General features: G+C 70.6%; 21 protein-coding genes and 1 tRNA gene. 9 read left to right on the plus strand and 13 right to left on the minus strand.

Annotated elements, in window-relative coordinates; translation table 11 throughout:
• Positions 1-25: 25 nt before the first annotated feature.
• Both ABCQ75_RS09220 and ABCQ75_RS09225 read right to left on the minus strand, forming a co-directional pair.
• A complete protein-coding gene (locus ABCQ75_RS09220; protein ID WP_345884917.1) occupies positions 26-760 on the minus strand; it encodes a zinc ribbon domain-containing protein in 735 nt (244 codons plus the stop codon).
• Between the two features lie 71 nt (positions 761-831).
• Complete coding sequence (locus ABCQ75_RS09225; RefSeq protein ID WP_345884918.1) at positions 832-1,785, minus strand: Nif3-like dinuclear metal center hexameric protein; 954 nt, start codon at positions 1,783-1,785, stop codon at positions 832-834.
• A gap of 54 nt (positions 1,786-1,839) precedes the next feature.
• Between ABCQ75_RS09225 and msrA the strand changes: the two genes are divergently transcribed.
• The 3 genes from msrA to epsC all read left to right on the plus strand — a co-directional run bounded on the left by msrA (position 1,840) and on the right by epsC (position 4,007).
• Positions 1,840-2,364, plus strand: coding sequence for a peptide-methionine (S)-S-oxide reductase MsrA (msrA, locus tag ABCQ75_RS09230; protein WP_345884919.1), 525 nt, complete (start codon positions 1,840-1,842; stop codon positions 2,362-2,364).
• Positions 2,365-2,443: 79 nt separating this feature from the next.
• The gene (gene cysK, locus ABCQ75_RS09235) at positions 2,444-3,379 is read left to right on the plus strand and encodes a cysteine synthase A (RefSeq protein ID WP_345884921.1); all 936 of its coding nucleotides are present in this window, start codon (positions 2,444-2,446) and stop codon (positions 3,377-3,379) included.
• A 49-nt stretch (positions 3,380-3,428) separates the two neighbouring features.
• Positions 3,429-4,007, plus strand: coding sequence for a serine O-acetyltransferase EpsC (gene epsC / locus ABCQ75_RS09240; protein WP_345885033.1), 579 nt, complete (start codon positions 3,429-3,431; stop codon positions 4,005-4,007).
• A 103-nt stretch (positions 4,008-4,110) separates the two neighbouring features.
• Here epsC and gndA read toward each other — a convergent pair whose 3' ends face one another.
• The 4 genes from gndA to ABCQ75_RS09260 form a co-directional block, all read right to left on the minus strand.
• Positions 4,111-5,547 (minus strand): NADP-dependent phosphogluconate dehydrogenase, encoded by a 1,437-nt coding sequence (gene gndA / locus ABCQ75_RS09245; protein WP_345884922.1) that lies wholly within the window; start codon positions 5,545-5,547, stop codon positions 4,111-4,113.
• Positions 5,548-5,911: 364 nt separating this feature from the next.
• Positions 5,912-5,984, minus strand: a tRNA-Val gene (locus ABCQ75_RS09250).
• A gap of 67 nt (positions 5,985-6,051) precedes the next feature.
• A complete protein-coding gene (locus tag ABCQ75_RS09255; protein WP_345884923.1) occupies positions 6,052-6,534 on the minus strand; it encodes a peroxiredoxin in 483 nt (160 codons plus the stop codon).
• The gene (locus ABCQ75_RS09260; protein WP_345884925.1) at positions 6,531-6,947 is read right to left on the minus strand and encodes a DUF3052 domain-containing protein; all 417 of its coding nucleotides are present in this window, start codon (positions 6,945-6,947) and stop codon (positions 6,531-6,533) included. Before ABCQ75_RS09260 ends, ABCQ75_RS09255 begins: the two co-directional genes overlap by 4 nt.
• A 386-nt stretch (positions 6,948-7,333) precedes the next feature.
• Here ABCQ75_RS09260 and aceE point away from each other — a divergent pair, with 386 nt between their 5' ends.
• From aceE to fabF, 6 genes are all read left to right on the plus strand, one after another.
• A complete protein-coding gene (gene aceE / locus ABCQ75_RS09265; protein WP_345884927.1) occupies positions 7,334-10,075 on the plus strand; it encodes a pyruvate dehydrogenase (acetyl-transferring), homodimeric type in 2,742 nt (913 codons plus the stop codon).
• A 144-nt stretch (positions 10,076-10,219) separates the two neighbouring features.
• The gene (locus ABCQ75_RS09270) at positions 10,220-11,461 is read left to right on the plus strand and encodes a PucR family transcriptional regulator (RefSeq protein ID WP_345884929.1); all 1,242 of its coding nucleotides are present in this window, start codon (positions 10,220-10,222) and stop codon (positions 11,459-11,461) included.
• Between the two features lie 107 nt (positions 11,462-11,568).
• Positions 11,569-12,510 carry an ACP S-malonyltransferase gene (locus ABCQ75_RS09275; protein WP_345884931.1) on the plus strand — a complete coding sequence of 314 codons (942 nt, stop codon included), beginning with the start codon at positions 11,569-11,571 and terminating at the stop codon, positions 12,508-12,510.
• On the plus strand, positions 12,507-13,568 hold the full coding sequence (locus tag ABCQ75_RS09280; RefSeq protein WP_345884933.1) for a beta-ketoacyl-ACP synthase III: 1,062 nt from the start codon (positions 12,507-12,509) through the stop codon (positions 13,566-13,568). The genes ABCQ75_RS09275 and ABCQ75_RS09280 overlap by 4 nt, the downstream gene beginning before the upstream one ends.
• Positions 13,569-13,670: 102 nt before the next feature.
• Positions 13,671-13,916, plus strand: a complete 246-nt coding sequence (locus ABCQ75_RS09285; protein WP_345884934.1) for an acyl carrier protein — start codon at positions 13,671-13,673, stop codon at positions 13,914-13,916.
• A gap of 111 nt (positions 13,917-14,027) precedes the next feature.
• Positions 14,028-15,263: a beta-ketoacyl-ACP synthase II gene (gene fabF, locus ABCQ75_RS09290; RefSeq protein ID WP_345884936.1), complete on the plus strand. Its 1,236-nt coding sequence runs from the start codon at positions 14,028-14,030 to the stop codon at positions 15,261-15,263.
• A gap of 134 nt (positions 15,264-15,397) precedes the next feature.
• On the opposite strand, the gene ABCQ75_RS09295 is transcribed toward fabF, so the two are convergent.
• The 7 genes from ABCQ75_RS09295 to ABCQ75_RS09325 form a co-directional block, all read right to left on the minus strand.
• Entirely contained in the window at positions 15,398-15,901 is a 504-nt protein-coding gene (locus tag ABCQ75_RS09295) for a DUF3145 domain-containing protein (protein WP_345884938.1), read from the minus strand.
• A gap of 187 nt (positions 15,902-16,088) precedes the next feature.
• The gene (locus tag ABCQ75_RS09300; RefSeq protein WP_345885034.1) at positions 16,089-16,997 is read right to left on the minus strand and encodes a tyrosine recombinase XerC; all 909 of its coding nucleotides are present in this window, start codon (positions 16,995-16,997) and stop codon (positions 16,089-16,091) included.
• Between the two features lie 104 nt (positions 16,998-17,101).
• Positions 17,102-18,313: a DNA-processing protein DprA gene (gene dprA / locus ABCQ75_RS09305; protein ID WP_427916075.1), complete on the minus strand. Its 1,212-nt coding sequence runs from the start codon at positions 18,311-18,313 to the stop codon at positions 17,102-17,104.
• Positions 18,310-19,857: a YifB family Mg chelatase-like AAA ATPase gene (locus tag ABCQ75_RS09310; protein WP_345884941.1), complete on the minus strand. Its 1,548-nt coding sequence runs from the start codon at positions 19,855-19,857 to the stop codon at positions 18,310-18,312. Before ABCQ75_RS09310 ends, dprA begins: the two co-directional genes overlap by 4 nt.
• Positions 19,854-20,210 carry a YraN family protein gene (locus ABCQ75_RS09315; RefSeq protein ID WP_345884943.1) on the minus strand — a complete coding sequence of 119 codons (357 nt, stop codon included), beginning with the start codon at positions 20,208-20,210 and terminating at the stop codon, positions 19,854-19,856. The genes ABCQ75_RS09310 and ABCQ75_RS09315 overlap by 4 nt, the downstream gene beginning before the upstream one ends.
• 100 nt (positions 20,211-20,310) lie before the next feature.
• Positions 20,311-20,664, minus strand: coding sequence for a DUF2469 domain-containing protein (locus ABCQ75_RS09320; protein WP_345884945.1), 354 nt, complete (start codon positions 20,662-20,664; stop codon positions 20,311-20,313).
• 5 nt (positions 20,665-20,669) lie between these two features.
• Entirely contained in the window at positions 20,670-21,446 is a 777-nt protein-coding gene (locus tag ABCQ75_RS09325) for a ribonuclease HII (protein ID WP_345884947.1), read from the minus strand.
• Between the last annotated feature and the right edge of the window lie 3 nt (positions 21,447-21,449).

Consider the following 21,449-nt stretch of genomic DNA (forward strand, 5'->3'; position numbering starts at 1 on the left):
GCGCACGCCGGTCAGTGCGGCGCGCTCAGGACCATTCCGGCGAACGCACGAGGATGCAACCCGAGTCGGGGCAGAAGACGATCTCGTCCTCGGCGGCAGACCGGATCGTGGCGAGGTCGCCCGGGCTCAGGTCCATCCCGGAGCCCTCGGACATCCCGTGGAAGAGGCGGGCGGCGCCCACTCCTCTCTTGGCGAGGGTCCTCTCGTACACCTCGACGAGGGCGCTGTCGACGCCGGCCGCGTACTGGGACCGCTCCGCGGCAGCCGTCTCGTGCTCGGAGGCGATGCCGGCGAGGGCAGTGTCGATCTCCGAGCGCACGGCAGCATGGGCCGACTCGGCCTGTGCGAGCGAGGCTGCCGCCCGGGACTGCTCCTCCCGCAGGCCGTCGAGGCGTTCGAGGACCTCGAGCTCCACGTCCTCGAGGTCGCTGCGCCGTGCGGTGAGCGAGGCGATGTCCTTCTGCAGCGCCTCGAGGTCCTTCGACAGGCCGCCTGCGTAGAGCCGCTCCTCATCGCGGGCGATCTTCGCCCCGACCAGGGAGACCTGCTCCTCGGCCGCTGAAAGCTCTCTCTCGGCCGCCGCGACGGCGTCGTCCGCCCGGGCCGCCGCCTCGGAGGCCTCCTGGAACGCGCGCTGCGCCGCAGGGACGCGGGGGTCCGCCTCGAGGTCCTTCCGCCGCACATCGAGCGAGTGGAGCCTCGCGTCGAGCGACGCAAGGCCCAGGAGCTTGAGCTGTTCTGCGGCGGGCGCCTTGGGCATGGTTCCTCCTGCGTGCACGCGACGGTGCCGAGACGGCCGGTCCGCCCGGCGGGGCGGCGGGTGGTGCGACTCTATCCCTCGCTGGGCGTCAGGATGAAGTCCCACGGGTCGGTGTTGACCGCGGACACGCGGATGTCGATCCCGTGGCCCTGGTCGCGCAGGACGTTGTCGAGCGCCGAGGCGGCCGCGGGCAGCCAGAGCCACTCGCTCGCGAAGTGGCTCACGTCCACGAGGTACGGGCGGCCGTCCGCGGCCGACTCCCGGGCCTCCGAGGCCGGGTGGTGCCGGAGGTCCGCCGTGACGAACACGTCGGCGCCGGCCGTCCGCACCGCGTCGAGCAGGCTGTCCCCCGCCCCGCCGCACACGGCGATGCGCCGCACGAGCCCGTCCCGGTCCCCGGAGACGCGCACGCCCCCTGCCACTGCGGGCAGGACGCCGAAGAGGCGCGCCGCGAGGTCGCCGAGGCTCAGCACGTCGGGAAGATCGCCCACGCGCCCGATCCCCTCCTCCGGGAGCCCGTTGACGGCCTTGGTCAGCGGCGCGACGTCCTCGAGCCCCAGCGCGTCCGCGAGGACGTCGGAGACCCCGCCCACGGCACTGTCGCCGTTCGTGTGGACCGTGAGGAGCGCCGTCCCCGTCTCGATCAGGCGGTGCACGGCGCGGCCCTTGGGGGTGTTCGCCGCCACGGTGTTCACGCCGCGCAGCAGCAGGGGGTGGTGGGTGATCAGGAGGTCCGCCTCCCATGCCACGGCCTCCTCGATCACCTCGAGGACCGGGTCCACGGCGAAGAGGATCCTCCTGACCTCCTGCGAGGGCCGGCCGGCCACGAGCCCGACGGCGTCCCACCCCTCCGCGAGGGACTCGGGCCACAGCTCCTCCACGGCGACGAGGACGTCGGCGAGGGTCGCGCGCGAGGCTGCCCCGTCGTCGTGCGCGACCCCCTCGGGGCCCTCCTCGCGGGCAGCGCTCGCGCCTCCCGGGACGTCACGCTCGGGCTGGGGGGTGGAGCCGGTCTGCTCTGACACGAAAAGCGGTCCTCTCTCGGGAATCTTCCGCGGGCTCCGGACATTGTAGGCAGCATGAAGACCTTCATTCTGGGCGGGGGCTGCTTCTGGTGCCTCGACGCGGTGTACCAGCGGACCAGGGGCGTGAGCGCAGTCGTCTCCGGCTACATCGGAGGGCATGTGCCGAACCCGGACTACTACAGCGTGTGCAGCGGGATGACGGGCCACGCCGAGGTCGTCGCCGTGACGTTCGACGAGTCCGTCATCCCGGAGGAGACTGTCCTGGACCTCTTCTTCGCCATGCACGACCCGACCACCCCGAACCGCCAGGGCTACGACGTGGGCACGCAGTACCGCTCGTCGATGTTCTACGTGACGGACGAGGAGAAGGCTGTCTTCGAGGAGGCGCTCGAGCGGAACCAGGCCCTCTGGAACGCGCCGATCGTCACCGAGGTGACGCGGGCGAGCACCTTCTACCCTGCCGAGGACTTCCACCAGGACTACTACGGGAAGAATCCCGACGCGGGCTACTGCAGCGTGATCATCAATCCGAAGCTCGCGAAGGCCAGAAAATATTACTCGGCGTGGCTGATCTCCTAGCCCGTCCGTGGCCCGCTGACTAGGCTGAACGCGCGGCCGGCACCGGCCTCCCCCGCCCTTTCCCGGAAAGCAAGGTCCCATGGCACCCATCTACGACGACGTCACGCAGCTGATCGGCAACACGCCGCTCGTCCGCCTCAACCGCCTGGCCGAGGGCCTCGAGGCGCAGGTCGCCGTGAAGCTCGAGTTCTACAACCCGGCGAACAGCGTCAAGGACCGGATCGGCGTCGCCATCATCGAGGCTGCCGAGAAGGCGGGCGCCCTCAAGCCCGGCGGCACGATTGTGGAGGGCACCTCCGGCAACACCGGCATCGCCCTGGCCATGGTGGGCGCTGCCCGCGGCTACAAGGTCATCCTGACAATGCCCGAGACCATGTCCACGGAGCGCCGCGTGCTCCTGCGGGCCTTCGGCGCCGAGATCGTCCTCACGCCCGGCTCCGAGGGCATGCGCGGCGCGGTCGAGAAGGCCCAGGAGATCGTGGCCAACACCGAGAACTCGATCTGGGCCCAGCAGTTCGCCAACCAGGCCAACCCCGAGATCCACCGCGCGACGACGGCGGAGGAGATCTGGAAGGACACCGACGGCGAGGTGGACATCTTCGTCAGCGGCGTCGGCACCGGCGGCACGATCACCGGTGTGGGGCAGGTCCTCAAGGAGCGCAAGCCCGGTGTCCAGGTGGTTGCGGTGGAGCCCAAGGACTCCCCCATCCTCAACGGCGGCGCCCCCGGCCCGCACAAGATCCAGGGCATCGGCGCCAACTTCGTCCCGGAGGTCCTCGACACGAACGTCTACGACGAGGTCCTCGACGCGACGCTCGAGGACTCCGTGGCCACCGCGCGCGCGCTCGCCACCCAGGAGGGCATCCTCGGCGGCATCTCCTCCGGCGCGATCGTCTGGGCCGCGCTCGAGCTCGCCAAGCGTCCCGAGAACAGGGGCAAGCTCATCGTCGCGGTGGTGTGCGACTTCGGCGAGCGCTACATCTCCACCGTCCTCTACGACGACATCCGCGGCTAGACCCGCCTGACGGGCCCATACCTGGGGTAGAAAGAAGACCGTGTCTCTGATCAAGCGAACCCTGTGGCGTCTGCGCGAGGACCTCCAGTCCGCCGCGGCCCACGATCCCGCAGCCCGTGGCCACGTCGAGAACTTCTTCGCGTACTCGGGGCTGCATGCCATCTGGATCCACCGCCTCACCCACAGGATGTGGCAGCGCCCCGAGCTGAAGTTCGCGGCGCGCCTCATTTCCCAGGCCGGGCGGTTCCTGACCGGCATCGAGATCCACCCGGGTGCGACGATCGGGCGTCGGTTCTTCATCGACCACGGCATGGGGGTCGTCATCGGCGAGACCGCCGAGATCGGCGACGATGTGTTCATGTACCACGGGGTGACCCTCGGCGGCCGCTCCCTCGCAAGGGTCAAGCGCCACCCCACGATCGGGGACGGGGTCACGATCGGCGCGGGCGCCAAGGTGCTCGGGCCCATCACCATCGGCGCCGGGAGCGCGATCGGGGCGAACGCCGTCGTGGTCAAGGACGCACCGCCGAACTCGATCGTCACGGGCGTGCCGGCGACCTGGCGGCACAGGGATGCGGCCAAGGAGACGAAGCCGGCGGTCGACCCCGCCGAGTACTACTACATCTGAACCGCAGTCCCGGGGGTTCCGGAGCGCCTCCGCTGCGTTCGCCGGCCTCGGAGCCGCGAAGGGCCCCCACCGCGTCGGTGGGGGCCCTTCGCCGTAGACGGGGTCAGTGCGTGTCGACCGCGGCGATCTCGGAGCGGTCCTCGCCCCAGAGCGTGTGGAAGGTGCCCTCGGCGTCGACACGCTGGTAGGTGTGGGCGCCGAACAGGTCGCGCTGGCCCTGGATCACGGCAGCCGGGAGGCGCTTGCGGCGCAGGCTGTCGTAGTAGGCGAGCGAGGACGAGAACACCGGCACGGGAATGCCCAGCTGGACGGCGGTCGCTACGACGCGGCGCCACGCGGGCACGGCTGCCCCGACGGACTCGGCGAACGCCGGGGCGAACAGGAGGTTCGCAGGCTTGTCCTCGCCCTTGTACGCGGCGGTGATGTCCTTCAGGAGCGCGGCGCGGATGATGCAGCCCGCGCGCCACAGCGAGGCGATCTCATCGAGCTTCAGGTCCCAGCCGTACTCCTTGGCGGCGCTCGTGAGCATGTCGAGCCCCTGGGCGTAGGAGACGAGCTTCGAGGCGTAGAGCGCCTGGCGGACATCCTCGACGAAGTCCGCGGGGACCTCGACCGCGGCCTCGTGGCCCGCGAGGGCCTCCTGCGCGATAGCGCGCTGGTCCTTCTGGGACGAGATCCCGCGGGCGAACACCGACTCGGCGATGCCGGAGACCGGGGAGCCGAGGTCGAGGGCAGACTGGACCGTCCAGCGGCCTGTGCCCTTCTGGCCCGCGGCATCGACGACGACGTCGACGAACGGCTTGCCCGTCCTCGCGTCGACGTGCTTGAGCACCTCGGCCGTGATCTCGATGAGGAACGAGGAGAGCTCGCCCCTGTTCCACTCCTCGAAGATCGCGGCCTGCTCGGCCGGCTCGATGCCGGCAGCGCTGCGGAGGAGGTCGTAGGCCTCGCCGATCACCTGCATGTCGGCGTACTCGATGCCGTTGTGCACCATCTTCACGAAGTGGCCAGCGCCGTCGGTGCCCACCCAGGCGCAGCAGGGCTCGCCGTCGACCTTGGCCGAGATCTTCTCGAGCAGGGGGCCGAGGGCCTCGTAGGACTCCTTCGAGCCGCCAGGCATGATCGAGGGGCCGTTGAGGGCACCCTCCTCGCCGCCGGAAACGCCGACGCCCACGAAGTGGAGGCCCTTCTGGGCGAGGGCGGCCTCGCGGCGGCGCGTGTCCGCATAGTGCGAGTTGCCCGCGTCGATGACGATGTCGCCCTCCTCGAGGAGGGGCACGAGCTGGTCGACGACAGCGTCCACCGGCTTGCCGGCCTTGACCATGACCAGCACGCGGCGCGGCTTCTCGAGCGAGTCGACGAGTTCCTGGAGCGTCTCGGTGCGGATGAAGTCGCCCTCATCGCTGTGCTTGGCCAGGAGCGTGTCGGTCTTCTCGACGGAACGGTTGTGGAGGGCCACCGTGAAGCCGTTGCGGGCAAGGTTGCGCGCGAGGTTGGCGCCCATCACCGCAAGGCCGGTGACGCCGATCTGTGCAGACATGTACTCTCCGTTTCCGTCAGGGGGATGCTGCGTTCAAGGCTAGTTGACCGTTCAGGACGACGGTCCTGTTTGACATCGTATTTCGGCGCACCTCAATTTCGCGCACCCGTGCCGCCCGTTGCCATCCGGGCCCGGCGGAGATTTGATTCCACCGCCCGTTCACCCTATATTCGACTCAGAGCCTCCCGTCGCGGCGAACCCCCCAATGGTCGCGGCGGGAGGCTCATTCCATGCCCTCGGATTCCGTTCCCCGCGCGGCCTCCCGAGCCGCCGAGACCGCCCGGGCCGCGCATGCCGCCGTCCGGGGCCGCAGCCATGACGCGCTCCAGCCCGCCGGGAGATGTCTCACCGACGGGCTGGTCTGTGGGTCCTACCGGGATCGAACCGATGACATCCACGGTGTAAGCGTGGCGCTCTACCAGCTGAGCTAAAGACCCTTGCAACGGGGCACCACTCTACCCCACGCGACACGGGCCAATGCGCTCGGACGCACGGGTGCGGCGCTCAGACGCGTGCGGCGATCCCGGCCAGTGCGGCGCGGTACTCCTCGAGCTCGCGGGCCCGCCCGCGTGGATTGAGGACGCTGTACCTGACCACGCCCTGGTCGTCCAGGATGAACGTCCCTCGCAGAGCCATGCCGCTCTCCTCGTCGAACACCCCGTAGGAGCGGGCGGCCCCGCCGTGCGGCCAGAAGTCGGAGAGGAGCTGGAAGCCGTATCCCTCGGCTTCCGCGTAGGCGCGCAGCGCGAACTTGCTGTCCACCGAGACGGCGAGGACCTCGGCGTCGACGTCCGCGAAGACGTCCCAGCGATCGCGGACCTCGCAGAGCTCGCCCGTGCAGATGCGCGAGAAGGCGAAGGGGTAGAAGATGACCACGACAGGCCGACCGCGGTAGTCCGAGAGCCGCACCGGCTCGCCGAACTGGTTCGGGAGCTCGAAGTCAGGCGCCGTGCTTCCGACGGCGGGGATTCCTGCCCGCGCGGTCACTGCTTCTTCCGGACGAGGCGGGTGGCACTCCAGTCCTTGGAGACTCCCACGGACGATGTGGGGTGCAGTCCCGCGGTGGGCGCGGACTCCTGCACCTCGACCGGGCGCACGTGCCCCTCCCGGCCCTGCTTCGGGATCAGGAGCCACACGACGCCGGACTCCTCCAGGGTGGTCTGGGCGTCGACGAGCATGTCGACGAGGTCCCCGTCCCCGTCCCGCCACCACACGATGACCGCGTCGACGACCTCGTGGTCGTCCTCATCGAGGAGTTCGGCTCCGACGCCTTCCTCGATCGCGTCGCGGAGGCCGAAGTCCACGTCCTCGTCGTAGCCGAACTCTTGGACCAGGTCGCCGTCCGACAGACCCAGTCGACCCGCCACATTGCTTTCCGCGGCGGTGTCGGTCTCGCCCACGTCATCCTCCTCGTGCGTTCGCATGCATGCTCCGGACCGGTGCCGGGGCCGGGCTGGTGCCCGGCTGGACGGGTCCGCCGTAGCTACAAGCCAACACCGTTTGCACCGCAGCTTCAAGCACGCAGCGCCGCAAGGGCCCAGCTGGAGTGAATTCTCTTCTCCCGCACGGCGCCGGCGCAACAATGCGGGCCCCGGGGACCGAGCTACGCATCGCCACTCGCGCGCGGCTAGAGTTGGCCCTGAGTGCCGCCCGCCGTCAGGAGGATCCCGACTGCCATGCGCAGCGCTCGGAAGAGAAGCCCTGGACGAACAGGGCCCAGCGACAACACCGCCCATCATCCGGCTGCAACCAGCTCCGGCCACTGGGCATGAAGAGAGGTTTGGACGTGTCTGTAGGAGAAGAGACCTCGCACATCCTGAGTGGCCTGACCAATCAGCTGCCGGACCGCGACCCCGAGGAGACGGCGGAGTGGGTGGAGTCGTTCGACTCCCTCGTCGCTGAGCGCGGCACCGAGCGCGCGCAGTACATCATGCGCAGCCTGCTGCAGCGGGCCGGTGCGCAGAGCGTCGGTGTCCCGATGGTCACGACGACCGACTACGTGAACACGATCCCTGCCGACCAGGAGCCCGAGTTCCCCGGCAATGAGGAGTTCGAGCGCCGCTACCGCGCATGGATGCGCTGGAACGCTGCCGTGATGGTGCACCGTGCGCAGCGCCCGGGCATCGGGGTCGGCGGCCACATCTCCACCTACGCCGGCGCGGCCACCCTCTACGAGGTCGGCTTCAACCACTTCTTCCGCGGCAAGGACCACCCCGGCGGCGGCGACCAGGTCTTCTTCCAGGGCCACGCCTCCCCCGGCATGTACGCCCGCGCGTTCATGGAGGGCCGCCTGAGCGAGGAGGACCTCGACGGCTTCCGCCAGGAGAAGTCCCGCGAGGGCCACGCGCTCTCCTCCTACCCGCACCCGCGCATGATGCCGGAGTTCTGGGAGTTCCCCACGGTGTCCATGGGCATCGGTCCCATGAACGCGATCTACCAGGCCCAGTCCAACAAGTACCTGCACAACCGCGGCATCAAGGACACCGCGGACCAGCAGGTGTGGGCGTTCCTCGGCGACGGGGAGATGGACGAGCCCGAGAGCCGCGGCCTGCTCCAGCTCGCCGCGAACGACAACCTGGACAACCTCACCTTCGTGGTGAACTGCAACCTGCAGCGCCTCGACGGGCCGGTGCGCGGCAACGGCAAGATCGTCCAGGAGCTCGAGGCCTTCTTCCGCGGCGCCGGCTGGAACGTCATCAAGGTCCTGTGGGGCCGGGAGTGGGACTCGCTGCTCGCCAACGACCACCAGGGCCACCTCGTGGACATCATGAACTCGACGCTGGACGGCGACTACCAGACGTACAAGGCCGAGTCCGGCGGGTTCGTGCGCGAGCACTTCTTCGGCAAGACCCCCGAGACCAAGGAGCTCGTCGCCGACCTGAGCGACGAGCAGATCTGGAACCTCAAGCGCGGCGGCCACGACTACTGGAAGGTGTACGCCGCGTACAAGGCCGCCACCGAGTTCAAGGGCAAGCCCACGGTCATCCTGGCCAAGACGGTCAAGGGCTACGGCCTCGGCCCGCACTTCGAGGCGCGCAACGCGACGCACCAGATGAAGAAGCTCACGCTCCAGGACCTCAAGGACTTCCGCGACTACCTGCGCATCCCGATCACGGACGCCCAGCTCGAGGCGGACCCGTACCGCCCCCCGTACTACCACCCCGGCTCGGACGCCCCTGAGATCGCCTACCTCATGGAGCGCCGCAAGGCGCTCGGCGGCTTCCTCCCCGAACGCCGGAGTGCCGGCGACTCGATCGCCCTGCCCGACGCGAAGTCCTACGAGGTCGCCAAGCGCGGCTCCGGCAGGCAGCAGGCCGCGACGACCATGGCCTTCGTGCGCCTGCTCAAGGACCTCATGCGGGACAAGGAGTTCGGCCACCGCGTGGTCCCGATCATCCCCGACGAGGCGCGCACGTTCGGCATGGACGCGTTCTTCCCGACCGCGAAGATCTACAACCCCAAGGGACAGAACTACCTCTCGGTGGACCGCGACCTCGTCCTGGCCTACAAGGAGTCCCCGGCGGGCCAGATCGTGCACGTCGGCATCAACGAGGCAGGCTCGATCGCAGCGTTCACGGCCGCGGGCACCTCCTACGCGACGCACGGCGAGCCGCTCGTGCCGATCTACGTCTTCTACTCGATGTTCGGCTTCCAGCGCACGGGCGACGGCATCTGGGCTGCCGCGGACCAGATGGCGCGCGGCTTCATCATCGGCGCGACCGCGGGACGGACGACCCTGACCGGCGAGGGCACCCAGCACGCCGACGGCCACTCTCCGATCCTCGCCTCGACCAACCCGGCCGTCATCACCTACGATCCGGCCTACGGCTACGAAATCGGGCACATCATGCGCGCCGGGCTCGAGCGCATGTACGGCGGCAAGCACCCCGATCCCAACGTCATGTACTACCTGACCGTCTACAACGAGCCGATCGTCCAGCCGGCCGAGCCCGAGGACCTCGACGTCGACGGCCTTCTGAAGGGCATCTACCTCCTCGCAGCGGCGAAGGTCGACGGACCCCGCACGCAGCTGCTCGCCTCCGGCGTGTCCGTCCCATGGGCTCTCGAGGCCCAGAAGGTCCTCGCCGAGGAGTGGGGCGTCTCCGCGGACGTCTGGAGCGTGACGTCCTGGACTGAGCTGCGCCGCGACGGCCTCGCCGCCGAGGAGGAGGCTTTCCTCGACCCCGGCGCCGAGCCCCGGGTGCCGTTCATCACCCAGCAGCTCGCGGGCGCCACCGGGCCGATCGTCGCGGTGAGCGACTACATGAAGTCTGTCCCGGACCAGATCCGCCAGTTCCTGCCGAACGAGTTCGCGACCCTCGGCGCGGACGACTTCGGCTTCGCCGACACGCGCGCCGCAGCACGGCGCTACTTCAAGATCGACACGCACTCCATCGTTGTGCGGGCCCTGCAGATGCTTGCCCGCCGTGGCGAGGTCAGCGCCGACGCCCCGCGTGAGGCGTTCGAGAAGTACCGGCTCCTGGATGTCAACGCCGGCACCACCGGCAACGCGGGCGGGGACTCCTGACCCCAGCCCGCGCGGCACCGACGGCGGCGGCCTTCCCCACACGGGGCGGGCCGCCGCCGTCGTCCGTCCGTCGGAGGCAGCGCCCGGCAGTTGTAGCCTTCGCACAAAATTCACCACCGGCCGCTGCTCGCCTATGCTCTACGCATGGCCCAGCTGAAGCAGTCCTCAGGCGGCCCGCAGAACGGCAAGCTGACGATCTCGCCCGCGAAGGCAGAGACGATCAAGAAGCTGCGCGCCAACGTCGGGCAGCTCTCCACCACCACAATGCGCGAACTCGAGCGCGCACTGCCGTGGTACGGGCGCCTGAGGGCGGACGAGCGGTCCGCCCTCGGACTCGTGGCACAGAACGGCATCGCCGCCTTCGTGACCTGGTACGAGCGGCCGACCCTGCCGTCCTGGATCCTCTCGGACGTCTTCGGCAACGCCCCCACCGAGCTGACCCGCTCGATCAGCCTCCAGAAGGCGCTCGCACTGATCCGGATCGTGGTCGAAACGGTCGAGGACCAGGTGCCGCACCTCGCGCCCGAGGAAGACCAGCCGGCCCTGCGCGAGGCCGTGCTGCGGTACTCGCGCGAGGTCGCGTTCGCCGCCGCAGACGTCTACGCCCGCGCGGCCGAGACGCGGGGCTCCTGGGACACGCGCCTCGAGGCGCTCATCGTGGACGCGATCCTGCGGGGGGAGAACACCGATGCCCTCCGCTCGCGGATCGCCGCGCTCGGCTGGAAGGCGCAGGAGCGCTTCACGGTGATGGCCGGCAGCTCGCCCCTCGAGCCGAGCCCCACCTACGTGGGCGAGCTGCGGCGCATGGCGGGGCGCTTCGCCCAGGACGCGCTCGTGGGGATCCAGGGCGACCGGCTCATCCTCATCCTCGGGGGGCTCGACGACCCGGCGAACGCCATGGCCCGTCTTGCGGAGCTGTTCGCACCGGGACCCGTGGTCTTCGGGCCCGAGGCCGCGACGCTCCCCGAGGCGAGCACCTCGGCCCAGGCGGCCTTCGCGGGACTCTCGGCCGCCCGCGCGTGGCCGAACGCCCCGCGGCCGGTCGCGGCCGACGACCTCCTCCCGGAACGGGTGGTGGCGGGCGACGACGCGGCGCGGCGCGCTCTCGTGCACAAGATCTACCGTCCGCTGGTGGCGGCGTCGAACGGGCTCGTCGAGACCCTCAGCGCATACTTCGAGCTCGGCCATTCGCTCGAGGCGACGGCGAGGGAGCTCTTCGTGCATGCGAATACCGTGCGGTACCGGCTCCGGAGGGTCTGCGATGTCACGGGCTGGGACCCGCTCCTGCCGCGTGAGGCATTCGTCCTTCAGACCGCCCTGGTCGTAGGACGCCTCGCCACGCCCCCTTCGCAGGCCTCGGAACGCACCTCGAACCGCCAGGCCTGATTCGCCCCACCGACTGCGTGCCGTTGTAGACTTCCCACAAATGGCGTTCCGGAGCTTGGTACTCCATCCCACCGCTGGAACGCGCCCTGATTTGGAAAGCTGGATACGTGCTAGCAATTGTCTGCCCTGGACAGGGCTCCCAGACGCCCGGGTTCCTCGCTCCGTGGCTCGAGCTTCCGGGCTTCGCCGACAGGCTCGGCGCGCTCGGCGAGGTCGCGGGCCTCGACCTCGTGGCCCACGGCACGACCTCCGACGAGGAGACCATCAAGGACACCGCGGTGGCCCAGCCGCTCATCGTCGCCTCGGGCATCGCTGCGGCAGAGGCCCTCTTCGATGTGGCGCTCAGCGACCTTCCCGTCGTCCTCGCGGGCCACTCCGTCGGCGAGATCACGGCGTCGGCCCTCGCCGGAGTCCTGACGCCCGAGGACGCCATGCGCTTCACCTCGGTCCGTGCCCAGGGCATGGCGCGTGCTGCCGCCGTGGCCCCCACGGGCATGAGCGCCGTGCTCGGCGGGGACCCTGACGAGGTCCTCGCCGCCATCGCCGCGGCCGGCGCCCAGCCCGCCAACGTCAACGGCGGGGGCCAGATCGTGGCTGCGGGCACATTCGAGCAGCTCGAGGCGCTCGCCGCCCAGCCGCCGGCCAAGGCCCGTGTCGTCCCGCTCAAGGTGGCCGGCGCCTTCCACACCGACCACATGGCCTCTGCGGTCGAGGACCTGCGGGCGCTCCGCCCGAGCCTCGCCGTCGCCGATCCGACCGTTCCCCTCCTGTCGAACTTCGACGGCCAGGAGGTCACGGCCGGCGAGGCAGCAGTGGACAGCCTCATCGCCCAGGTCTCCCGCCCGGTCCGCTGGGACCTCTGCATGGAGTCCCTGCTGGCCAAGGGGGTGACCGGCGTGGTCGAGCTCGCGCCAGCGGGCACCCTCGTGGGACTCGCCAAGCGGGGCATGAAGGGCGTCAAGACGGCCGCAGTCAAGGCGCCCGGGGACCTCGACGCCGCGCTGGCCCTCTTCTCGGCCGACGCCGACCAGCAGGAGCAGAGTGCATGAGCGCCCCCGTCCTCCGGCAGGCTCCCGCCACCCCGTTCACCCGTATCCACGGCATCGGGGCCTACCGGCCGAGCGTGATCGTCACCAATGACGACGTATGCCAGTGGATCGACTCCTCGGATGAGTGGATCCGGCAGCGCACCGGCATCGTCACCCGCCACCGCGCTCCCGCGGACGTGAGCGTGATCGACATGGCCGAGGGCGCAGCCCGGGAGGCCATGGCCTCGGCGGGCATCGACGGCAGCCAGCTCGGCGCCGTCGTCGTCTCCACTGTCAGCCACCCCTACGCGACACCCTCCGCGGCGGCCGAGCTCGCCGACCGGCTCGGCGCCACCCCGGCCCCCGCGTATGACATCTCTGCGGCGTGCGCCGGCTACTGCTACGGCGTGGCGCAGGCAGACGCCCTCGTGCACTCGGGGGCGGCCGAGTACGTCCTGGTGGTCGGCGCGGAGAAGCTGAGCGACTTCATCGACAACACTGAGCGGACCATCTCCTTCCTGCTCGGCGACGGTGCCGGAGCCGTCGTGATCGGGCCCTCGGACACCCCCGGAATCGGCCCCTCCGTGTGGGGCTCCGACGGGAGCAAGTCCAACGCGATCGGCATGACGCACTCTCTCCTCGACGTCCGGGACCTCTCCGAGGAAGCGGAACGCGATGGCGCGGGGAATGCGGCTGCGGTGCTCGGCACCGAGGCCAAGATCTGGCCCACGCTCCGCCAGGACGGGCAGTCGGTGTTCCGATGGGCCGTCTGGGAGATGGCCAAGGTGGCCCAGCGCGCACTCGATGCCGCGGGGATCGGAGCCGAGGACCTCGCAGCATTCATCCCGCACCAGGCGAACATGAGGATCATCGACGAGATGGTCAAGCAGCTCAAGCTGCCGGAAACCGTGCTCGTCGCCCGCGACATTGCCGACGCCGGCAACACCTCCGCTGCCTCGATCCCCCTCGCAGCGCACCGGCTGCTGAAGGAGAACCCCGAGCTCAGCGGCCGGCTGGCCCTCCAGATCGGCTTCGGCGCCGGCCTGGTCTTCGGGGCGCAGGTCGTGGTCCTCCCGTAAGACGAGGGTGTCCGCCCGCGGGCGCCCGAATGCCAAGTCGCACGAGCGGCTTGAACCCCCTGATCCGGCAGACCGCCGGGACATTCGAGAAAAGGAGCCGACATGGCTAGCAACGAAGAGATCCTCGCGGGTCTGGCCGAGATCATCAACGAGGAGACGGGCCTGGCGACGGACGCGGTCGAGCTCGACAAGTCCTTCACCGACGACCTCGACATCGACTCGATCTCGATGATGACCATCGTGGTCAACGCGGAGGAGAAGTTCGGGGTCCGCATCCCGGACGAGGAGGTCAAGAACCTCGCGACCGTCGGCGACGCCGTCGACTTCATCGCCAAGGCCCAGGCCTAAGTGCGTTCTGGGTGGCCGGCGCCCACGCGCGCTGGCCACCCTCCCTGTTCCTGCCAGCCTGACTGCACCCAGCGCGGCTGGCCCGACGCGAGACCCTGAGAAGAGCGAAGCATGGCGCGCAAAGTTGTTGTGACCGGACTCGGTGCCACGACCCCGATCGGCGGAGACGTTCCCACCCTGTGGCAGAACGCCCTCAAGGGCGTTTCGGGCGTCAGCAGGCTCACCGACGACTGGGTCGAGGAATTCGACCTCCCCGTCAAGATCGCCGCCAAGCTCACGGTCCCGTCCGAGGACGTCCTCAGCCGCGTCGAGATGAAGCGCATGGACCCCTCGACGCAGTACGGCGTCATCGCTGCCCGCGAGGCGTGGAAGGACGCCGGGATCGAGAACGTCGACCACGACCGGCTCGCCGTCGCCTTCGCGACCGGGATCGGTGGTGTCTGGACCCTCCTCAACGCGTGGGACACCCTGCGGGAGAAGGGGCCCCGTCGGGTGCTGCCCATGACCGTTCCCATGCTCATGCCCAACGGCGTCGCCGCCGCCGTGAGCCTCGACCTCGGCGCGCGCGCCGGCGCCCACACCCCCGTGTCCGCGTGCGCCTCGGGCACCGAGGCCATGGGCGTGGGCCAGGACCTCATCCGCTCCGGCAAGGCCGACGTCGTCATGGTCGGCGGCGCCGAGGCCGCCATCCACCCCATGCCCCTCGCCGCCTTCGCATCCATGCAGGCGCTCTCGAAGCGCAACGACGAGCCAGAGCGCGCCTCGCGCCCCTACGACATCGATCGCGACGGCTTCGTGATGGGCGAGGGTGCCGGCGCACTCGTCCTCGAGGCCGAGGAGCACGCCCTCGCACGCGGCGCGCGCATCTATGCCGAGCTCGCCGGGACGTCGGTGACCGCAGACGCCTACCACATCACGGCGCCTGACCCCGAGGGCCTCGGCGCCACCCGGGCGCTCAAGGCTGCGATGTTCGATGCACGGGTCCAGCCGGAGGACATCGTGCACGTCAATGCGCACGCCACCTCGACTCCGGTCGGAGACAAGCCCGAGTACACGGCGCTCAAGGCGGCGCTGGGCGGTCACGTGGACCGGGTCGCCGTCTCGGCCACCAAGTCCCAGATGGGCCACCTTCTGGGCGCTTCCGGCGCCGTCGAGGCAGTCCTCACCGTCCTCGCCGTCCACGACCGCAAGGCGCCCGCGACGATCAACCTCGAGAACCAGGATCCCGAGATCCCGCTCGACGTCGTCACGACGGCCCGCGACCTGCCCCAGGGCGACATCGTGGCGCTCAGCAACTCCTTCGGGTTCGGCGGCCACAACGCCGTGATCGTGGTACGCAGCGTCTGATCCTGCGGGGCTTCGAAGCGAAGAGGCGCTGGGACTGTGCGAGCAGTCCCAGCGCCTCCTGCGTCTCCCCCGCGGCGGTTCTCTGGGCAGCGGCTGCCTCGCATGCGACGCCCCCGCCGGTTCCGGTCCGGAGGTCAGCCCACTTGGTGGAGCCAGCGCACGGGCGCGCCCTCGGCGGCGTGGCGGAAGGGCTCGAGCTCCTCATCCCAGGCCTCTCCGAGTGCGAGGGAGAGCTCGTGGTACACGGCGGCAGGGTCTCCTGCCCCTGTCTCGTAGGCGTACCGCACCCGGTCCTCGGAGATGACGATGTTGCCGTGGACGTCGGTCATGGCATGGAAGATACCGAGCTCTGGCGTGTGCGACCAGCGCGCTCCGTCGACGCCGGGGCTTGGCTCCTCGGTCACCTCGTAGCGCAGGTGTGCCCAGCCGCGCAGGGCTGAGGCGAGCTTGGCACCCGTGCCCGGGACGCCGACCCACGAGAGCTCGGCACGGAACATTCCCGGAGCGGCAGGCTGAGCCGTCCAGTCGAGATCCGTCCGCTTCTCGACGACCGAGCCGATAGCCCACTCGACGTGGGGACACAGCGCGCTCGGTGCTGAGTGCACGAACAGCAGACCACGGGTCATCACTGCAGACATTCCATCCTCCATCGCTGCCGGTACGTCTTCCCCTACGACCGTCAGCAGGCGGTGCACTGCTCGACCTGTGGCTATGCGGTTGTCAGAGCTGCCGCCACGCCCCCTTGCGGCGGAAACGGCAGCCCGCGACCATTCTGCCGGATCACTGGACCACAACGCCAGTACATCCGCGCGTCGGCGCGCCCCTTCAGGCCCGGGGATGCGAGGCCAGATAGCTCTTCCTGAGCCGCTCCACCGAGACGTGGGTGTAGAGCTGGGTCGTCGCGAGGCTCGCATGGCCGAGGACCTCCTGGACACTGCGCAGGTCCGCGCCGCCGTCGAGGAGGTGCGTTGCCGCCGTGTGGCGGAGTGCGTGGGGACCGCGCGCGGACGTGTCGCCGAGGGCCTCCAGTGTGCGGTCGACGACAACCCTCGCCTGGCGCTGCCCGAGCCGCCGGCCGCGCACCCCGAGGAACAGGGCGGCCCCGCTCCCCTCCCCGGCCAGGGCGTGGCGACATGCCAGCCACCGCGAGAGAGCGCCCGCGGCGGGCACACCGAAGGGCACGGTCCGCTGCTTGTTGCCTTTGCCCAGCACCGTGACAGTGCGCCTGCCCAGATCGACATCGTCCACGTCGAGGCCCACGAGCTCCCCCACGCGGACCCCGGTTGCGTACAGGAGCTCGACGAGCGCAAGATCGCGGACGGCCACCGGCCCGCCGTCCTCGGAGGCCGCCGTGAGCGAATCGAGCGCACGCTCCATCTGGTCCCGATGGAGCACGTCCGGGAGGTGCTTCCCCCTGCGCGGCGCGGCGAGCCGCGTCGCCGGGTCGGCTTCGAGCAGCCCCTCGCGGACGGCCCACGCGCTGAAGGCGCGCAGCGCTGCCGTCCGCCTGGCCAGTGTGGCGCGTGAGAGGCCTGCGGCGTTCTGCTTCCCCAGCCAACGGCGCAGCATTCCGAGGTCGAGGTCCTCGAGTGCCGATGCGCCATCAGCCGTGGCCGACGAGAGGAACGCGACAAGGTCGGACCGGTAGGCCCGCACGGTGTGCTCGGACCGGCTCCGACCGAGGGCGAGGTGCCGGAGGAACGCCTCGAGCGGTGCCCCGAATCCCGCCGCCATGTCCGTTGGCTCGGCCACCGCCTGTTCTCCCACGGACGACACTCTCGCGCGCGCCCGCGCCGGGGGCAAGCCGACACGCGCGGGCCTGCCGGTCGGGGCAGTCTTCACTTCTGGTCAGTCCGCCGCCATCCTCCTGAGGTGCGACCGCACATCCCCATGAGCGCCAGCCTGCCGAGCCCGGCCCGCACCTCGGCCTCGCTCAGTCCTGCCGTTCGGGCGAGGCTCTCGACCTCAGCACCGCGACGGGCCGGCAGGGCATCGAGCAGCATGAGATCGACGAGCGAGAGCCCGTCGTGGGCTGCCGTGACGCCCCTGTGCTCCTCGGCCAGGCCCTGCCCCGCCGGCGCGATGAGCTCATAGGCCTCCTGATCGTCGGTCACACAGAGCGCGCCCTCGCGCAGCAGGCGGTGACAGCCCGCCGAATTGGCGCTGTACACCGACCCCGGCACCGCCGCGACGTGCCGACCCAGCTCCATGGCCCTCCGGGCCGTGCTCAGGGCCCCCGAGCGCCATCTGGCCTCGACCACGACCGTCAGTGCCGTGAGTGCTGCGATCAGGCGGTTGCGCTTCAGGAAGCGATGCTTGGTCGGTGAGGCACCCGGAGGCAGCTCGGACACCATCAGCCCCCGGCGTGCAATCTCCCTGAGCAGGTCCTCGTGTCCGGAGGGGTAATACCTGTCCACACCCCCTGCCATGACCGCCACGGTAGGGACCGCGGGTGACGACGACGCCAAGGCGGCTCGGTGCGCCTGACCGTCGATTCCGTAGGCGCCGCCGCTCACGACGGTGACCCCGCGGTCCGCGAGCCCCTTGGCGATCTCCCCCGCCGCCGAGAGCCCGTACCCGGTAGCGTCCCGAGAGCCGACCACCGCGGCTGCCCGGTCCATGGCCGGGAGCGGCTCTTCCCCGCGGACCCAGAGGCACAGGGGCGCGTCACCACCGAGGGCGCCGAGCGCTTCAGGCCATTCGGCGTCCTCGGGGACGACGAGCCGACCCCCGAATCGGGCCAGGGTCTCGAGATCGCGGTCCGGGGCGAGCGAGCCTGCGCGCGGACGCCACCGCTCCCGCCCCGCCGCCAGGGCGGCAACACCTCCGGGCGCGAGGTGGTGCCCCTCGAGGCTGTGCTCGCCGACAGCGATCCGGAGCGCCTCCACGGGTCCCACGGCTTCCACCAGGGCCAGCCCGACCTGGTCCATGGGCTCGAAGAGCCGGGAGAGGGCCGCGCGAGCAAGGCGGACGTCGTCCGAGGCGCGAGTGCCCGCTGCCCGTTCAGCTCCGGCGTCTTGGCAGCTGATGCTCCACGTCCATTCGCTCATGCCGCTGCCCCCGACTGCCGCAGGAGCAGCGCCTGGCCTATCTCGTCCTCGCCCGGCCGGTCGGCACCGCCGAGGTCGGCGATGCTCCACGCGAGCCGCAGGACCCGGTCGTATCCGCGCGCCGTGAGCGTATGCGCTGCCATGGCGCGCTCGAGCGAGCGTGTGGCGCGGGGGTCGAGCCGGAGCTGTCCCCTCAGGAGCCGCCCGGGGGCCTGCGCATTCGTCTCGAGGCCGAAGGGTCCGAGCCGCTCTGCCTGCCGGCGCCGGGCTTCACGCACCCGTTCGGCAACAGCCGAGCTCTGCTCGGAGCCCCCAGCGGTGCCGAAATCAGTCGACGTCACCTTCCGGACTTCCAGCTGGATGTCCACGCGGTCAAGGAGGGGGCCGGAGATGCGGCCGAAGTACCGCCGCTTCGACTGGGCAGTGCAGGTGCACGCGAGCCCCTTTCCCGCTCCCTGGCCACAGGGGCAGGGGTTCGCGGCGAGGACGAGCTGGAAGCGCGCAGGGTACGCGGCTGCCCCGGCGGCCCGGTGGAGCACGAGCTCGCCGCTCTCGAGCGGCTGTCGGAGGGAGTCCAGAACGCGCGGCTCGTACTCGGGCGCCTCGTCGAGGAAGAGGACCCCGCGGTGCGCGCGCGACGCCGCGCCTGGCCTCGGAACGCCCGAGCCCCCGCCGATGATGGCGGGAGCGCTCGCCGTGTGGTGTGGGTTCTCGAAGGGCGGCCGGCGGATGAGCTCCCGCGCCCCACGCGGATCGCCCGACAGGGAGTGGATGGCGGTGACCTCCATCGCGGCCTCGTCGTCGAGGTCCGGGAGGATCCCAGGGAGCCGCTCTGCGAGCATGGTCTTGCCGGCTCCCGGTGGCCCGACGAACAGCAGGTGGTGTCCGCCCGCAGCCGCGACCTCGAGGGCGGCACGTGCCTCGGACTGGCCTGCCACGTCCCTCAGGTCCGGGGCGGAGAGCGTCCCCGGGCCCTGGGCCGGCGAGGGCGCGGGCCCGGCGGCGTCGACCGGGGGAAGGCGGACGGCCGCGGGATCGGCGCCGAGATCGAGCGCGAGGTGTCCCAATGAGTCATACGCATGGACGACTGCGCCGGGGACGAGCTGCGCTTCCTCGGCATTGTCCGCCGCGACGACGACGTCGGGCCGGCCCGCCCGGACCGCGGCCATGACAGCGGGGAGGACGCCGCGGACGGGCCGCAGGCGCCCGTCGAGCCCGAGCTCGGCGAGGAAGACGGCACCTGCCGGGGGTCTCAGGTCCCCCGCGGCTGCGAGGGACGCGACAGCGATGGCCAGGTCGAATCCGGTTCCGCGCTTGGGCAGCGAGGCCGGCACGAGGTTGACGGTGATCTTCCGCCGGCTCAGCGGGAGCCCGCTGTTGCGGGCCGCGCTGCGGACCCGCTCCCGGGCCTCGTTGAGCGCCGAGTCCGGCAGCCCCAGCACGACGAAGTTCGGCAGGGTCTGGCCGATGTCCGCCTCGACCTCCACGAGGTAGCCGTTCAGGCCGACCAGCGCGACGCCGAGCGCCCTCCCCACCCCGCTCACGCGACACCCCGGAGATGCTCAATGCGGCTCAGCTCGCCTGCCGCTCCGGTGACCGCGACGACATCGACGCGGCGTCTGGCCGAACGGACCCCGTGCGCCTGCGCCCAGGCGGCCAGGAGCCGCACGAGGCGGGCCAGCTTCGACGCGTCCACCGCCTCGAAGGGATGCCCGAAGTCCAGGCTCCGCCTGGACTTGACCTCGACCGCGACGAGGCAGCCGTCCTCCGCTGCGACGATGTCCAGCTCGCCGTCCCGACACCGCCAGTTGCGGTCCAGGACCGCGATGCCCTGCTCCTGCAGGTATGCCTCCGCGAGGCGTTCTCCCCGCTGACCGAGTCTGTCTTTCGCTCTCATGGGACAAGACTCGTCCGCGGCGCGAACACGCGGGACCCCGGGCCGCGCTATGTGGACGACACGCCCGGACGGGTGCCTGTGGAGGACGATTCAGGCCCGGTCAGCGGCCGATCCCGCCCGGGCCAAGGCCTCCGGCGAGGCCGCCGTCCTTGGGCAGGCCGAGGTCCTCGGCCTTGGGCAGCTCCTCGACGTTGACGTCCTTGAAGGTGATGACCCGCACGCTCTTGACGAAGCGCGCCGTCCGGTAGACGTCCCACACCCACGCGTCCTGGAGGGTCAGGTCGAAGTACACCTCGCCATCGGCCGACCGGGCCTGCAGGTCCACGTGGTTCGCAAGGTAGAAGCGGCGCTCCGTCTCCACCACGTAGCTGAACAGCGAGACGACATCCCGGTACTCGCGGTAGAGCTGCAGCTCCATATCGGTCTCGTAGTTCTCAAGGTCTTCGGCACTCATGCGTACTATCTTCCCCCAGAGGCATCGATGGGCACGTCGGCGGGCGCGTCGTCGTGCGGCGCTTCTCCCTCCGCTCCCAGCCGCCAGGACAGCCGGTGCAGTGCCGAGGGACCGAATTGCGCGAGGGCCGCCCGGTGCTCGGCTGTGGCGTAGCCCTTGTTGACGGACCAGCCGAACCGGGGGTCGCGTGTGCCGTGCTCCACCATGAGCGCGTCCCGCTCGACCTTGGCGAGGATGCTCGCGGCGGCCACGGCCTGGCACTTCAGGTCCGCCTTGACGGTGGTGCGCACGGACACCGACGGGAATTCGACTCCGTCTCCGAAGAGCTGGCCCTGGCCGCCGCAGGTGAGCCAGTCGTAGTTGCCGTCGAGGTGGACGATGTCCGGCACCACGCCTGCCGCGCCGAGGTCGGCGAGGGCACGCACTCCCGCGAGCCGGAGCGCCGCCATGAGCCCCAGCGTGTCGATCTCCTCGGGCGAGGCGTGCCCGACAGCCGAGCCCACGGCCCAGGACCTCACGAGCGGCACGAGTTCGACCCGGCGCTCGGGAGCGAGGAGCTTGCTGTCCCGCAGCACGGTGCGCGTCACGACGCTGCGCGCATCGACGACGACGACGCCGACCGTCACCGGGCCGGCAAGGGCCCCGCGGCCCACCTCGTCGCATCCGGCCACGAGAGGGCCGAACTCGCCCGCGAACCGGTTGACGAAGCGCAGCGTGGGCGCCGGGCCACGGCCGGGCCCGGTCGTCCGCCGCACGCCCGCGGGCAGGATGGAGCCGCTCACAGT

The organism is Sinomonas halotolerans (assembly GCF_039615075.1).
GTDB classification, from domain to species: domain Bacteria; phylum Actinomycetota; class Actinomycetes; order Actinomycetales; family Micrococcaceae; genus Sinomonas; species Sinomonas halotolerans.

Excerpts from the sequence above, each read along its gene's own strand:
- ABCQ75_RS09280 (WP_345884933.1), top strand. The coding sequence starts at position 12,507 with ATGAGCGCCCCCGTCCTCCGGCAGGCTCCCGCCACCCCGTTCACCCGT.
- dprA (WP_427916075.1), bottom strand. The coding sequence starts at position 18,313 with ATGAGCGAATGGACGTGGAGCATCAGCTGCCAAGACGCCGGAGCTGAA.
- ABCQ75_RS09315 (WP_345884943.1), bottom strand. The coding sequence starts at position 20,210 with ATGAGAGCGAAAGACAGACTCGGTCAGCGGGGAGAACGCCTCGCGGAG.
- ABCQ75_RS09285 (WP_345884934.1), top strand. The coding sequence starts at position 13,671 with ATGGCTAGCAACGAAGAGATCCTCGCGGGTCTGGCCGAGATCATCAAC.
- gndA (WP_345884922.1), bottom strand. The coding sequence starts at position 5,547 with ATGTCTGCACAGATCGGCGTCACCGGCCTTGCGGTGATGGGCGCCAAC.
- fabF (WP_345884936.1), top strand. The coding sequence starts at position 14,028 with ATGGCGCGCAAAGTTGTTGTGACCGGACTCGGTGCCACGACCCCGATC.
- ABCQ75_RS09320 (WP_345884945.1), bottom strand. The coding sequence starts at position 20,664 with ATGAGTGCCGAAGACCTTGAGAACTACGAGACCGATATGGAGCTGCAG.
- ABCQ75_RS09300 (WP_345885034.1), bottom strand. The coding sequence starts at position 16,997 with ATGGCGGCGGGATTCGGGGCACCGCTCGAGGCGTTCCTCCGGCACCTC.
- ABCQ75_RS09295 (WP_345884938.1), bottom strand. The coding sequence starts at position 15,901 with ATGTCTGCAGTGATGACCCGTGGTCTGCTGTTCGTGCACTCAGCACCG.
- ABCQ75_RS09220 (WP_345884917.1), bottom strand. The coding sequence starts at position 760 with ATGCCCAAGGCGCCCGCCGCAGAACAGCTCAAGCTCCTGGGCCTTGCG.
- ABCQ75_RS09270 (WP_345884929.1), top strand. The coding sequence starts at position 10,220 with ATGGCCCAGCTGAAGCAGTCCTCAGGCGGCCCGCAGAACGGCAAGCTG.
- cysK (WP_345884921.1), top strand. The coding sequence starts at position 2,444 with ATGGCACCCATCTACGACGACGTCACGCAGCTGATCGGCAACACGCCG.
- msrA (WP_345884919.1), top strand. The coding sequence starts at position 1,840 with ATGAAGACCTTCATTCTGGGCGGGGGCTGCTTCTGGTGCCTCGACGCG.